Source organism: Noviherbaspirillum galbum (genome assembly GCF_010974945.1).
In the GTDB taxonomy this organism is placed as follows: domain Bacteria; phylum Pseudomonadota; class Gammaproteobacteria; order Burkholderiales; family Burkholderiaceae_D; genus Noviherbaspirillum; species Noviherbaspirillum galbum.
The window spans coordinates 1-14,604 of the sequence record NZ_JAAIVB010000043.1 but is presented as its reverse complement, the minus strand read 5'-3'; the positions used below and the strand labels follow the sequence as shown (position 1 = coordinate 14,604).

Here is a 14,604-nt window from a genome sequence, read left to right as displayed (position 1 = left end):
GCTGGAAAGATCGATGCGTTTCTTTGTTCGCTTGCGATGTCAATGCTGTTCCTTGCTTGCTGCCGGAACCCATCCCCACCCCCGGCCCTCCCCTTGAAAGGGAGGGAGTCGGAGTGCCCCCTACGGGGGTTATCCTAAGACTGACTTCACCTTGGCCACGACGTTTTCCGTCGTGAAGCCGAAATGCTTGAACAGCACACCCGCCGGGGCGGACTCGCCGAAGGTGTCGATGCCGACCACGGCGCCGTCGAGGCCGACGTACTTGTACCAGAAGTCGGTGACACCGGCTTCCACGGCGACGCGCGGCAGGCCCTTGGGCAGCACGCTCGCCTTGTAGGCCGCGTCCTGGCGGTCGAACAGGTCGGTGCAAGGCATGGAAACCACGCGCACCGGCGTGCCTTGCTTGCCGAGTTCGTCCGCCGCCTTCACCGCCAGCTCGACTTCCGAGCCGGTGGCAATGATTACCGCCTTGGCGCCCGGCGCATCGCGCAGCACGTAGCCGCCGCGGTTGATGTGCTGGATCTGCTCGGCGGAGCGCTCCATGAACGGCAGGTTCTGGCGCGAGAAGATCAGCGTGGTCGGGCCATGCCGGCGCGCCACCGCGTGCTTCCAGGCCACCGCCGATTCCACGGTGTCGCAGGGACGCCAGTTGTCCAGGCCCGGGATCAGGCGCAGGCTGGAGACGTGCTCCACCGACTGGTGGGTCGGGCCGTCTTCGCCCAGGCCGATCGAATCGTGAGTGAACACGAAGATCGAGCGGATCTTCATCAGCGCCGCCATGCGCAAGGCATTGCGGCTGTAGTCCGAGAAGGTCAGGAAGGTGCCGCCGAACGGGATGAAGCCGCCGTGCAGCGCGATGCCGTTCATCATGGCCGCCATGCCGAATTCGCGCACACCGTAGTTGATGTGGTTGCCCGGCACGCCGGCCCTGACAGCGACCGATTCCTTCCAGTTGGTCAGATTGGACCCGGTGAGGTCGGCCGAGCCGCCGAGGAACTCGGGCAGCGCCGGCGCCAGCGCCTGGATGGCGTTCTGGCTCGCCTTGCGGGTGGCAATCGTTTCCTTCTTCTCGACGCAGGCCGCGATGTAGGCATCGATGACCTCGTTCAGCTTGCCCGGCAGCTCGCCCTTCATGCGGCGCAGGAACTCGCCCGCTTCCTGCGGATAGCGCTCGCTGTAGGCATTGAACAGCGTGGTCCACTCCTGCTCCAGCTCGGCGCCGCGGCCCTTCGCGTCCCAGGCGGCGTACACGTCGGCCGGCACTTCGAAAGGCACGTGCGCCCAGCCGATGTGGTCGCGGGTTGCTGCGATTTCCTTGTCGCCGAGCGCGGCGCCATGCACCTTGTCGGAACCTTGCATATTAGGCGCGCCTTTGCCGATCACCGTCTTGCAGCAAATCAAGGTCGGCTTGTCGGACAGCTTGGCCTGCGCAATCGCGGCATCGACCGCGGCCACGTCATGGCCGTCGACGTCGCGGATGACGTTCCAGTGGTAGGCTTCGAAGCGCTTGGGCGTATCGTCGATGAACCAGCCCTCGACCTTGCCGTCGATGGAGATGCCGTTGTCGTCGTAGAGCGCGATGATCTTGTTCAGGCGCAGCGCGCCGGCCAGCGAGCAGGCCTCGTGGGAAATGCCTTCCATCAGGCAGCCGTCGCCGAGGAAGACGTAGGTGTGGTGGCCGACGATGTCGAAGCCGGGCTTGTTGAACTCGGAAGCGAGCAGCGCTTCGGCCAATGCCATGCCGACCGCGTTGGTGATGCCCTGGCCGAGCGGGCCGGTGGTGGTTTCGATGCCCGGCGTGATGTGGACTTCCGGGTGGCCCGGCGTCTTGGAATGCATCTGCCGGAAGTTCTTGATCTCGTCCATCGACAGGTCATAGCCGGTCAGGTGCAGCAGGGCGTAGTGCAGCATGGAGCCGTGGCCGTTGGAAATCACGAAGCGGTCGCGGTTGTTCCAGTGCGGATTGGCAGGATTGTGGCGGTAATGCTTCGACCACAGCGCCACGGCGATCTCGGCCATGCCCATGGGCATGCCGGGGTGCCCGGAATTCGCCTTTTGTACTGCGTCCATTGCCAAGGCACGGATCGCGTTGGCCATCTTGTCGGTGGGGAGAGAAGAAGTCATGTTGAATCGAGGAGTGACGGGGGATGCCGGTGCAGATGCTGCAAAGCCCGATATTTTACCAGAGGGGAGCTCCAGCCCTTAAAATCCTCTTCCCGAACCGCCGCGGCCCGGCGGTTTCATCCGGACAAGCACTCGCACAAGGACTTCCCCCATGCCGCGTTTTTACCATCCCGGCCCCCTCTCCATCGGTTCCCAGGTGCAACTGAACAGCCGGGTGGCGCACCACCTGCACGTCGTCCGCCTCGCCCAGGGCGAAGTAATAACATTGTTCAACGGCGAGGGCGGGGAGTACTGCGCCACCCTGGTCGACGCCGACCGCCGCCACGCGGCCGTCGAGATCAAGACCTTCCATCCGCGCGAAGCCGAGCTGCCCTATGCGATCACCCTGGCCCAGGCGCTTCCGGAGGGAACCAAGATGGATTGGATCATCGAGAAGGCCGTCGAGCTCGGCGTGACCGCGGTGCAGCCGCTGGCGGCGCAGCGCAGCGTGGTCCGGCTATCCCCGGAGCGCGCGGCCAAGCGCCTGGAACACTGGCAGGGCATCATCGCCGCCGCCGCCGAGCAATGCGGGCGCAACCGCCTGGCGCAGATCGCCGAACCCCTCGATTTCCAGGCCTGGATCGGCCAGCACGACCTCCACCGGCGCATCCTCCTGACGCCCCGCGCCGAGCAATCCCTGTGCGACTGGGCGCGCCACCAGCCGGCGCAGGCCGTCGCCATCATGATCGGACCCGAGGGTGGCTTCAGCGAACGGGAGGAACAGCTTGCCATCGAGCATGGCGCGCTCGCGCTGTCGCTGGGAACGCGAGTCCTGCGCACGGAAACGGCAGGAATGACCGCCGTGGCGGCATTGAACGCGGTCTGGGGCGGATTCTGATGCAGTGGATCAAGCGCCTTTTCGGCAAGGAAGCGCCGCGCATCCCGGACGCGCTGTGGCAATTCTGTTTCCAGCAGCTTCCCTTCCTCGAACCCCTGTCCGCCGGCGAGCGCATCCGCCTGAAAGCCATGAGCGAAGACTTCCTGGCGCGCAAATCCTTCACCGGCACGGCCGGCTTCGAGCTTGACGACGAAACCGCCGTGCTGATCGCCGCCCAGGCCTGCCTGCCCGTCCTCGAACTGTCGCTCGACCTGTACGACGACATCGCCGGCGTCGTGGTCTATCCCGGCTCCTTCCTGATCCCGCAGACCGAGGTCGACGAGGCCGGCGTGGTCCATGAATGGCAGGAACCCGCTTCCGGCGAGGCGGTCCATGCCGGCGGCGCGGTCGTGCTTTCCTGGGAGGATGCGACCGACATGGACGCGCCGGGCTACAACGTCGTCATCCATGAATTCGTCCACAAGATCGACATGCGCGACGGCAATGCCAACGGCTGCCCGCCCTTCCTCCCCGAGTTCCACGCTGGCATCCGGCCTTCGCATTGGCAGGCCGTCTTCGCCGCCGCCTACGAGGATTTCATGTCCTGGGTCGATGAACTCGAGGCGCAATTGCCCGAGGACTTCGACGACAGCCGGCCGGACCATGCCGAGCGCTACGATGAACTGTTCGGCGTGCTGCCGATGGATCCCTACGCAGTGCGCCATCCGGCGGAGTTCTTTGCCGTGGCGGCGGAAGCCTTCTTCGTGCTGCCGGCGCCCTTGCAGGAGGATTATCCGGAGGTATATGAGTTGCTGAGGTTGTATTTCCGGCAGGATCCGTTGGGGAGGGCGTGACAAAATTACTAGGCCCGCACTCGCTCCTGCCAAACTCCCTCCCTTTCAAGGGGAGGGTTGGGGTGGGGATGGGTTGCCTCCGCGAGCAAAGGACAGAATTCAGTTCGCTGGCGATGTCAATCCTGTTTTTTGATTGCACCCGAACCCCATCCCCACCCTAGCCCTCCCCTTGAAAGGGAGGGAACGATGCAAGTCTACCCCGCTTGCAACAAGGAAAAGCCGCCGAATGGCTTTATAATCCAAGGTTTTGCATCATCTTCCGTAAGAGCCACTTCAAGCGCCCTGACCCATGAAGGTATTTCGCGGACTTCCCAATGCCGCGTCGCGCGCGCCCTGCGCGCTGACGATCGGCAACTTCGACGGCGTGCATCGCGGCCACCAGGCCCTGCTTGCGCACGTGCGCGAGGCCGCGTCCCGGCTTGGCGTCGAGGCGGCTGTCATGACCTTCGAACCCCATCCCCGGGAATTCTTCGCCCGCATGGCCGGCGACCTGGCCAGGGCGCCGGTGCGCATCGCCAACCTGCGCGACAAGCTGCAGGCGCTGGACAATGCCGGCGTGGACCGCGTCATCGTCGAGCACTTCAATGCCCATTTCGCTTCCATCACGCCCGACGAGTTCGTCGAAAAGGTGCTGGTGGAAGGCTTGCACGTGAAGTGGCTGATGGTGGGCGAGGATTTCTGCTACGGCTCGAAGCGCGCCGGCAACGTCGCGCGCCTGATCGAGGCCGGCAGGAAATTCGGCTTCGAAGTGCATGCCATGCCGACCGTCATGAACGACGGCGTGCGCATTTCCTCCTCGGCAGTGCGCCAGGCCCTGCAGCAGAGCGATTTCCCGCTGGCGGCCCGGCTGCTCGGCCATCCCTACGCCATCTCCGGCCACGTCATCCATGGCAAGAAGCTCGGCCGCACCATCGGCTTTCCGACGCTGAACCTCGCGATCTCGCACAAGCGCCCTGCCCTGTCCGGCATCTTCGTGGTGCAGGTGCACGGCTTGGAAGACCATCCGCTGCCCGGCGTGGCCAGCATGGGCGTGCGCCCTACCGTGGAAGACAGCGGCCGCGTGCTGCTGGAAACCCATCTCTTCGATTACCGGGAGCAGTGCTACGGCAAGGTCGTTCGCGTGGAATTCATGAAGAAGCTGCGCGACGAGGAAAAATACGTCGACCTGCCGACCCTGACCGCCGCCATCGAGCGCGACGCGCAGCAGGCCCGCGCCTATTTCGGCGAACGCAACATCCTGCACGGCCAGGCCACTTCCGCCACCGACCGAATTTGACGATCGAACATGTGACCTCATCTCCGTTCGATCCGACCAATCATTACCATTGCATCCATCATGTCCGAGCAAAAAAACAAGTATCCGGTCAACCTGACCGACACCGCCTTCCCGATGCGCGGCGATCTCGCCAAGCGCGAACCCAAGTGGGTCAAGGAATGGCAGGAAAGGAAGCTCTACGAGCGCATCCGCAAGGCCTCGGCCGGCCGCCCGAAGTTCATCCTGCATGACGGCCCGCCCTATGCCAACGGCGACATCCACATCGGCCATGCGGTCAACAAGATCCTCAAGGACATGATCGTCAAGGCGCGCAACATGGCGGGCTTCGACGCGCAATACGTGCCCGGCTGGGACTGCCACGGCATGCCCATCGAGATCCAGATCGAGAAGCAGTTCGGCAAGCACCTGCCGACCGAGGAAGTGCTGCGCAAGTCGCGCGCCTACGCCAGCGAGCAGATCGAGCGCCAGAAGAAGGACTTCGAGCGCCTCGGCGTGCTGGGCCAGTGGGACCGTCCCTACAAGACCATGGACTTCAGCAACGAGGCGGAGGAAATCCGCGTGCTCGGCAAGATCCTGGAAAAAGGCTATGTGTTCCGCGGCCTCAAGCCGGTGAACTGGTGCTTCGACTGCGGCTCGGCGCTGGCCGAGGCGGAAGTCGAATACGCCGACAAGCGCGACCCGGCGATCGACGTCGGCTTCCCCTTCGCCGAACCCGGCAAGGTGGCACGCGCCTTCGGTTTGGACAAGCTCCCCGAAGGCAAGGGCTACATCGTCATCTGGACCACCACGCCCTGGACCATCCCGGCCAACCAGGCGCTCAACGTGCACCCGGAACACCGCTATGCGCTGGTGAAAACCTCGCGCAACGGCGAGCCGGTGCTGCTGATCCTGGCCGCCGAACTGGTGCAGGCCTGCCTGCAGCGCTATGGCCTGGAAGGCGAGATCGTCGCCACCTGCCTGGGCGAGGCGCTGTCCATGATCAACTTCAAGCATCCCTTCGCCGACGCCGATCCAGGCTACAACCGCCTGTCGCCGGTCTACGTGGGCACCTACGTCACGCTCGACACCGGCACCGGCATCGTGCACTCCGCGCCGGCCTACGGCCTCGACGACTTCGTGTCCTGCAAGGCCCACGGCATGAAGGACGACGAGATCCTCAAGCCGGTCATGGGCGACGGCAAGTACGCCTCCTGGCTGCCCTTCTTCGGCGGCATGACCATCTGGGAAGCGTCCAAGCCCATCTGCGCCAAGCTCGAGGAAGTCGGTTCGCTGTTCAAGCTGGTGATGTTCGACCACAGCTACATGCATTGCTGGCGCCACAAGACGCCCATCATCTACCGCGCCACCTCGCAGTGGTTCGCCGGCATGGACGTCAAGCCCAAGGACGGCGGCCACACCCTGCGCGAGACCGCGCTGGCCGGCATCGAAGCCACCGACTTCTTCCCCGGCTGGGGCAAGGCCCGCCTGCACGGCATGATCGCCAACCGTCCCGACTGGACCCTGTCGCGCCAGCGCCAGTGGGGCGTGCCGATGGCTTTCTTCGTGCACAAGGAAACCGGCGAGCTGCACCCGCGCACGCCCGAGCTGCTCGAGGAAGTCGCGCGCCGCGTGGAGCAGCACGGCATCGAGGCCTGGCAGGCGCTCGACCTGAAGGAAGTGCTTGGCGCCGACGCCGACATGTACGTCAAGAACAAGGACACCCTGGACGTCTGGTTCGATTCCGGTTCCACCCACCAGACGGTGCTGCGCGGCTCGCATGCGCAGGAGTCGCAGTTCCCGGCCGACCTCTACCTCGAAGGCTCGGACCAGCACCGCGGCTGGTTCCATTCGTCCCTGCTGACCTCGTCCATGCTCAACGGCCGCGCGCCCTACAAGGCGCTGCTGACCCACGGCTTCGTGGTCGACGGCGAGGGCAAGAAGATGTCCAAGTCCAAGGGCAACGTGGTCGCGCCGCAAAAGGTGTCCGACACGCTCGGCGCGGAAATCCTGCGCCTCTGGGTGGCCTCGACCGATTATTCGGGCGAGCTGTCGATTTCCGATGAAATCCTCAAGCGCGTGGTGGAAGCCTACCGCCGCATCCGCAACACCCTGCGCTTCCTGCTGTCGAACACCTCCGACTTCGATCCGGCCAAGGATGCCGTGCCGCTGGCCGACATGTCGGAAATCGACCGCTACGCCATCGCCCGCATGGCGCAGCTGCAAGCCGAGATCCTGCAGCACTTCGAGGTCTACGAATTCCACCCGGTGGTGGCCAAGCTGCAAGCCTATTGCTCAGAAGACCTCGGCGGCTTCTACCTCGACATCCTGAAGGACCGTCTCTACACCTGCGGTGCGACCTCGCGCGCGCGCCGCTCGGCGCAGACCGCGATCTGGCACATCACCCAGGCGCTGCTGCGCCTGATGGCGCCGATCATGTCCTTCACCGCCGAGGAAGCCTGGGCGGTGTTCGCCGGCGAACAAGGCTACAAGGACAGCGACGGGACCATCTTCACGCAGACCTACTACCAGCTGCCCGCCGTCGACGACGCCGAGGCGCTGCTCGGCAAGTTCGCCGCGATCCGCGACATCCGCGCCGGCGTCACCAAGCAGCTCGAGGAAGTGCGCGTGGCCGGCGGCATCGGCTCCTCCCTGCAGGCCGAGGTCGAGATCAAGGCGTCCGGCGAGAAGCACGCGCTGCTGCAGAGCCTGGGCGACGACCTGAAGTTCGTGCTCATCACCTCGCAGGCCACGCTGACCCAGGTGGCGAGCGAGGCCGAGGAAGCGGTGGTGGTGACGCCCTCGTCCAGCCAGAAATGCGAGCGCTGCTGGCATTACCGCGCGGACGTCAACGCCCATGCCGAGCATCCCGGCATCTGCGGCCGCTGCGTCAGCAACCTGTTCGGCGCGGGTGAAGCGCGCCGCCACGCCTGACGGCGTCGAAAGAGCGACTGGTCCCGACGCCGCACGCAAGGCGCCGGGAATTTTCCTTCCCATCATTCCGGAACATGGCCACCAAGAAAAAGTCTTTCTCCTCCATGTCGTCGAGCAAGCCCGGCATCACGCCCTGGCTTGGCATCGCCGCCATCATCATCCTGCTCGACCAGGTGACCAAGATCACGATCAGCAAGCTGTTCGCCTTCGGCGAATCGCTGCAGATCACTTCCTTCTTCAACCTGGTGCTGGCCCACAACAAGGGCGCGGCCTTCAGTTTCCTCGCGACGGAATCGGGGTGGCAGCGCTACTTCTTCACCGCCATCGCGGTCGTCGCGGTGCTGTTCATCGTCTTCCTGCTCAAGCGGCATGCCGGCCAGCGGCTGTTCTGCTGGGCGCTGGCGCTGATCCTCGGCGGCGCGATCGGCAACGTGATCGACCGCAGCCTCTACGGCTACGTGATCGACTTCCTCGACTTCCACGCCGCCGGCTGGCACTGGCCGGCGTTCAACGTGGCCGACATGGCGATCTGCTGCGGCGCGGCCTTGTTCGTGTTCGACGAATTGCGCCGCGTCGGCAAATAATCACAAGCACAGGGGAGCGGACATGGAACTCGCCGGCAAGCGGATCGTACTCGGCATGACGGGCGGCATCGCCTGCTACAAGGTGGCGGAACTCACCCGCGGGCTGGTCAAGGCCGGCGCCTCGGTGCAGGTCGTCATGAGCGAGGCGGCCACGCACTTCATCACGCCGGTCACCATGCAGGCCCTGTCGGGCAAGCCGGTGTACACCGACCAGTGGGACGGCCGCATCGCCAACAACATGCCCCACATCGACCTGACGCGCGACGCCGACGCCGTCGTCATCGCGCCCTGCTCCACCGATTTCATGTTCAAGCTCGCGCATGGCGCCTGCGACGACCTGCTGTCGACGCTCTGCGTGGCGCGGCCGATGTCGCTGCCGCTGCTGATCGCCCCGGCCATGAACGTCGAGATGTGGCAGAACCCCGCGACCCAGCGCAACCTGGCGCAGATCAAGGCCGACGGCATCGCCGTGCTCGGCCCCGGCGCCGGCGACCAGGCCTGCGGCGAAACCGGCATGGGCCGCATGCTCGAGCCCGAACAGCTCCTGGAAGACATCATCGCCGCCTTCGCGCCCAAGCAGCTCGCCGGCCGCCGCGTGCTGATCACCGCCGGCCCGACCTTCGAGCCGATCGACCCGGTGCGCGGCATCACCAATCTTTCTTCGGGCAAGATGGGCTATGCGATCGCCCGCGCCGCCCGTGCCGCCGGCGCCGAGGTCACGCTCGTCTCCGGCCCGACCGCCCTGGACGCGCCGCATGGCGTGCGCCGCATCGCCGTGCAGACCGCGCAGCAGATGCACGATGCCGTGATGGCGCAGGTCCCCGGCCAGGATGTGTTCATCGCCGTCGCCGCGGTCGCCGACTGGCGCGTCGCCAATGCCAGCGCGCAGAAGCTCAAGAAGACCGGCGACGGCGACGTGCCGCAACTCCAGTTCGAGCAGAATCCGGACATCCTCGCGGCCGTCGCCGCTATCGCCACCCAAGCCGGCCGGCCCTACTGCGTCGGCTTCGCCGCGGAGTCGGAGAACCTGCTGCAGTATGGCGAGGAAAAGCGCCGCCGCAAGAACATCCCCCTGCTTGTCGGGAACATCGGACACCAGACCTTCGGGCGGGATGAGAACGAGCTGGTGCTGTTTGACGAGCACGGCGCGGTGCAGGTGCCGCGCGCGGGCAAGCAGGAGCTGGCGCAGCGGCTGGTGGCCGAGATCGCGAGGCGCATCTCTTGACCGGGCAAAGCCCGCCGTCTTCTCCCTCCCCTTGAAGGGGAGGGTTGGGGTGGGGATGGGTTTCGGTAGCGAGCAAAGAACAACATTGACATGAGCATCGATACAAGAGCTGGCCTTTGCTCGCGCTGGAACCCCATCCCCACCCCTGCCCTCCCCTTGAAGGGGAGGGAGCCGAACAACGGGCGCATTTCCTGGGACGCGAACAAAACACCTACCTGTATCCATTTGTAATCCAACCATCACCACGCCGCCCCTCCCCTTATCCTTGAACTCACAATGAAAACCGTCAACGTCAAGATCCTCGATCCGCGCATGAAGGAGCAGCTGCCCGCCTACGCCACGACGGGCAGCGCAGGACTCGACCTGCGGGCCTGCCTCGACGCGCCGCTGGTGCTGAAGCCGGGCGACACCCATCTTGTGCCGACCGGCCTGGCCATCCATATCGCCGATCCTGGCTATGCCGCGATGATCCTGCCGCGCAGCGGCATGGGCCACAAGCATGGCATCGTGCTGGGCAACCTGATCGGGCTCATCGATTCCGACTACCAGGGCCAGCTGATGGTCTCGACCTGGAACCGCGGGCAGACCGAATTCACCCTGAACCCGATGGAACGCCTTGCGCAGCTGGTGATCGTGCCGGTGATGCAAGTGGGCTTCAACGTCGTCGAGGAATTCGGCGACAGCGATCGCGGCGCGGGCGGCTTCGGCAGCACGGGCAAGCATTGACGCCCCGCCGGAATATCCAACACACCATGACTTCCAACATGCCAGACCAACGCACGGCAGCCGCCCGCGTGCCGGCGCAACGATGGGGCAGGCTTACGCTAGCCCTGACGCTGCTGCTGGGCGCCTGCGCCACCGAAACCCCGACGCAGCAATCCGCACCCCAGGCGAACCAGCCGGGCACGCCGGCGCCCGCACCCGCCGCGACGCCCGCCGTCGCACCGCCGCCGAGCGCCGAGGAAACCCTGCTGCGCAGCATCGCCGCCCAGCAGGACCGCCTCTACCGCGTCTCCGCGCCCCTGATCGTCAACAACGCCGACCTGTGCCGCAGCCACGCCCGCAACCTGCTCGGCCTGACCGCGAAGAACAGATACTCGTTCTCCACAGACATGGCCGAGGCCGCCAGGCGCGCGCTCGGCCTCGGCGAGCAGTTGCAGGTGACCGGCGTACTGCCCGGCGGCGGCGCGGCCCGCAGCGGCATCCGCCCTGGTGACATCCTGGTCGCGGTCGACGACAAGCCCTTCCCCGCCGGCGAAAACGCCGAGCGGCAGGCCGGCATGCTGCTGTCGCCCATGATCACAGGCAAGTCGAGCCTGAAGATGACCATTTCCCGGAACGGCGCCAACCTGCCCGTCACCGTGCCGCCGACCTATGGCTGCGCCTATGGCATCGAACTCGGCAACAGCGACAACGTGACCGCCTACTCCGACGGGCACCGCGTGCTCATCACCCGCGGCATGCTCAACACCCTGTCGTCGGACGACGAACTTGCCTATGTGATGGCCAAGGAGATGGCCCACAATTCGCTGGCGCATGCGAACCGCCTGAAGATCAACGCCACCGCCGGCGGCCTGATCGACAAGCTGGTCCGCCTGCGGCCCGACCCGGCGGCGACGTCAGGCCTGGCTGGCCTGCGCCCCATGCCCCAGGAACTCGATGCGATGGCCGACAAGCTCTCGCTTTACCTGCTGGCGCGCGCGGGCTACAACGTCGACCGGGTGATTCCCTTCTGGGAGCGGATGGCGTCGCAGTACCCGGCCACCAACCAGACCGCGTACACCGCGCTGCATCCGGCCACCGAATACCGCCTGGCGGCCATGAAGAAGGCGCTGGCCGACATCAAGACCAAGATGGCCGCAAGGAAGCCACTGATGCCCTGAGTTCGTCGTGACGTGACGCCGTGACCTGTTTTTCACGGCCTCGCAGCGGATCGGGCCGATTCGCCACCAAGCTCCATCTTCCCTGCTTGCGGCCCGATCCATGTACGGTTCATCCCCTGCCTTTCCTGGCCCCCTGCCTTCTGGAGCGGCGCCGGAATCCAATCCGCCCTCGCCACGCTCACCGCTCTCCCCTTGCGCACTGGCCTTCCGGCATGGCGGTCCGGATGGCCTGTCCATCCATCTGGAGGATCGCAAGCGCGCGCTCATGCAAGACCTGCTGCGCTCGGCTTCCGGAATGGTCGATTACCTGCAGCGGCAGGTCGCACTCCAGCAAGGCGCCCGCGTGCCGGTCGCGCCCGAACAGGCGGCCAAGTCGCGCTTTCATTTTTCCAGTCGCTACGCGGACCGGATGGTGGGCCGCCACAACGGCCTTGCCAACGTCTATTGCCGCCACTGGTCGACCCTGCTGGCCTTGATGCTCGCGCAGGCCCGCCTCGCGGGTGGGCCGGTCCGCATGCGCGAGGTCGAGAAACGCTTGCGCGATCCGCGGCCCTTCCTGGACCCGCGATCCCGGGAAGCGCTGGAGCAGGCCTATCTCCGGCTGAAGCAGAATGCCCCGGTCACGCTCATCGACAACCGGTATTGGCCCGTCTTCCTGGGGGAGGCCTTCGCCGCGCTGGAGCGCGGCGATTTCGGTGCATCCGGCGAGGCGGTCTATCTCCTCGAATCCGTGAACCACACCATGCTCGTCCAGTTACGACTCAAGCGGACGGGAGAAGACAAGCGCTACGGGGTCAACTTCTTCGATCCCAACCTCACCACCATCCATGCCCACGCCGGTACCGGCGACCTCGACCAGGCGGACTGGTCGCTGCGAGCCATGCTGGGCACCTCCTACGGCAGGTATTTCCCGCCGGGACGGGAAATCGCCGCGGCAATCGACGTCACCCGCCCGTTCGACCGTCCCGGCATCTCCCGACCGACAAGCCAGGCCGCCTTCCACCTGGTCGGCGACCACGACATGCTGTTCAATCCGACCCTGCATTACCAGGCGGCCTCGTCGTGGCCGGATTCCTGCGCGAATGCCCTGCTGCAGCTTGCGTGCGACCTGCCGCTCGACATGGATTGCCCTCCGCTGCACGAAGCGATGCTGACGTCGCTGCGCAGCCCGATCCATGAAGACGGCAACGCCCTGGACATGGCCGCTTATCTGGGGCAAACCGGAACGCTGGGAACCGCGCTCGCCGCGCTTGCCGGCAATGGGGTGACGCCGGAAGAACTGCTGCTTGCCCGGGACTCGAAGCAGCTATCCCTGTTGCATTGCGCCGTCATGCAGGACGATTCCCGGACGGTGCGTCTCCTGATCGACTACGCGCTGGACGACGACGAAGAGGGCGAGGAAACGCTCGCGGCAATGATGACCGGCGATTGCAATGGCCTGACTCCGCTTCACCATGCCGTGGCGCGGGGGCGGCTCGAGCATTACCGGATGCTGCGGGATGCCATCGAGATGAGCGTGCCGGAACTGCGCTTCCTCTATGCCGAAAGAACGAACAGGAACCAGAGCGTGTTCCATCTCGCCGTGAAAAGCGGAAATCGCGACCTGCTTCGGGAGTTGTTGCATGACCTGTTTTCCGGGACGCCGGATCACGAGAACTGGCTCGCCCTGGCGGAACGCCTGCACGCTCCGGATGCGCATGGCAACACCGTCATGCACCTTGCCGCTGCTGGTGGCGACCCAGGCATGGTAACGCTGCTCGCCGGCCTCGTCGCCTCATGGCCTGCGCCGATGAGGGAACTCGCATGGCGGAAGTGGACCGTTCCCAATGACAGGGGACACACGCCGCATGAGGTGGCCATCGCGACGGCGGGTCGGGCTCGCGGCGGGATACAGGCATTCCGGGCGCGGGAAACCGGGGAACGCCTGGCGAGAGAAGAAAGCGAACTACGGGAAGCAAGGGTGGCGTAGGACGCCAAAGTAAATTCGACTGGCGCCACGGCTGGGAAATCGGATGCGGAGTTGGTCCAACTAACCTGCAGAGTTCTGTCGGCCACCGGCCGCCGTCTTGAGATGTAGTCCTTGACAACTCAAAAATTATGTAGGATCCTACCGAAATGTCGCATCCCACTCTCGATCTCAAACGTGTCTACCTGGCGCTTCGCCGCGCGCTCGAGGAGACGGTCAAGCCATTCGGCTTTACCGGTGGGCAATTCGACGTGCTGCAGATCCTCATGCACGAGGACGCATTGGAACACCGAGAACTCCAGAGGCGTCTTGCCGTTACCTCGCCCACGTTGACGAACGTGATCGATGTGCTTGAGCGCAATGGTCACGTTCGCCGCAGCGTAAGCGACGGCGATGCGCGGGCAAAGTCCATTCGGATGACGGATGAGGCTCGCAAGGTTTGCTACTCGGATGCGTTTTGCGAAGCTGGAGACCGTTTGGTCGAGCGCATGTTCCATGGTTTCACCACCGAGGAGCGCGCGCAATTCATCAAGCTACTGAACCGGGTCGAACAAAATCTGGAAGACGCTGGAAAGTAGCGCTTTTTTTTGCACAAATCGGTAGCTTCCTACTTAAATTCAACGTTCATTTCATCGAAAGGAAGGGCTATGTTCACGCTAAAGATTTTCCAGGTTCTTTTCGGTTGCGCACTCTTGCTGAACGCAGCAGTCATTGCAATGCGTCCTGGCGCCCTGCCAGCGCTTGCTGCGCGGCGCAGATCTTTGAAGCTCTCGCTTGCTGTTGCCTTTTTAATCTCAGGCGCCGCAACCTTGGCCGGCGTGGCCGTGCCTTTCCTTGCATTTTTCGCTTCCTGCGCAGCTCTCGCCGTCTCCGCCGTCGCGGCAGGCCTCGCGTGGCGCAAATCAAGAGCACAGGAAATCCTCGTG

Annotated in this window: 12 protein-coding genes; 10 read left to right on the top strand and 2 right to left on the bottom strand. The window is 64.9% G+C overall.

Going from position 1 to position 14,604, the window contains the following annotated elements; genetic code table 11:
• Positions 1-129: 129 nt before the first annotated feature.
• A complete protein-coding gene (tkt, locus tag G3574_RS13005; protein WP_163963768.1) occupies positions 130-2,124 on the bottom strand; it encodes a transketolase in 1,995 nt (664 codons plus the stop codon).
• A 151-nt stretch (positions 2,125-2,275) separates the two neighbouring features.
• Here tkt and G3574_RS13000 point away from each other — a divergent pair, with 151 nt between their 5' ends.
• The 10 genes from G3574_RS13000 to G3574_RS12955 all read left to right on the top strand — a co-directional run bounded on the left by G3574_RS13000 (position 2,276) and on the right by G3574_RS12955 (position 14,256).
• Entirely contained in the window at positions 2,276-3,001 is a 726-nt protein-coding gene (locus G3574_RS13000; protein ID WP_163963766.1) for a 16S rRNA (uracil(1498)-N(3))-methyltransferase, read from the top strand.
• Entirely contained in the window at positions 3,001-3,834 is an 834-nt protein-coding gene (locus G3574_RS12995) for a M90 family metallopeptidase (RefSeq protein ID WP_163963763.1), read from the top strand. The genes G3574_RS13000 and G3574_RS12995 overlap by 1 nt, the downstream gene beginning before the upstream one ends.
• 289 nt (positions 3,835-4,123) lie before the next feature.
• Positions 4,124-5,110: a bifunctional riboflavin kinase/FAD synthetase gene (locus tag G3574_RS12990; RefSeq protein WP_163963761.1), complete on the top strand. Its 987-nt coding sequence runs from the start codon at positions 4,124-4,126 to the stop codon at positions 5,108-5,110.
• Positions 5,111-5,170: 60 nt separating this feature from the next.
• Positions 5,171-8,020, top strand: coding sequence for an isoleucine--tRNA ligase (gene ileS, locus G3574_RS12985; protein WP_163963760.1), 2,850 nt, complete (start codon positions 5,171-5,173; stop codon positions 8,018-8,020).
• Positions 8,021-8,094: 74 nt separating this feature from the next.
• Positions 8,095-8,604 (top strand): signal peptidase II, encoded by a 510-nt coding sequence (gene lspA, locus G3574_RS12980; protein WP_163963759.1) that lies wholly within the window; start codon positions 8,095-8,097, stop codon positions 8,602-8,604.
• A gap of 22 nt (positions 8,605-8,626) precedes the next feature.
• Positions 8,627-9,829, top strand: a complete 1,203-nt coding sequence (coaBC, locus tag G3574_RS12975) for a bifunctional phosphopantothenoylcysteine decarboxylase/phosphopantothenate--cysteine ligase CoaBC (protein WP_163963758.1) — start codon at positions 8,627-8,629, stop codon at positions 9,827-9,829.
• Positions 9,830-10,105: 276 nt separating this feature from the next.
• Positions 10,106-10,555 carry a dUTP diphosphatase gene (gene dut, locus G3574_RS12970; RefSeq protein ID WP_163963757.1) on the top strand — a complete coding sequence of 150 codons (450 nt, stop codon included), beginning with the start codon at positions 10,106-10,108 and terminating at the stop codon, positions 10,553-10,555.
• Between the two features lie 38 nt (positions 10,556-10,593).
• Complete coding sequence (locus G3574_RS12965) at positions 10,594-11,712, top strand: M48 family metallopeptidase (RefSeq protein WP_163963756.1); 1,119 nt, start codon at positions 10,594-10,596, stop codon at positions 11,710-11,712.
• 265 nt (positions 11,713-11,977) lie between these two features.
• On the top strand, positions 11,978-13,681 hold the full coding sequence (locus tag G3574_RS12960) for an ankyrin repeat domain-containing protein (RefSeq protein ID WP_163963755.1): 1,704 nt from the start codon (positions 11,978-11,980) through the stop codon (positions 13,679-13,681).
• A gap of 146 nt (positions 13,682-13,827) precedes the next feature.
• A complete protein-coding gene (locus G3574_RS12955; protein WP_163963754.1) occupies positions 13,828-14,256 on the top strand; it encodes a MarR family winged helix-turn-helix transcriptional regulator in 429 nt (142 codons plus the stop codon).
• A 29-nt stretch (positions 14,257-14,285) separates the two neighbouring features.
• On the opposite strand, the gene G3574_RS12950 is transcribed toward G3574_RS12955, so the two are convergent.
• A partial coding sequence (locus tag G3574_RS12950) for a hypothetical protein (protein WP_163963752.1) occupies positions 14,286-14,604 on the bottom strand: 319 nt, incomplete at its 5' end.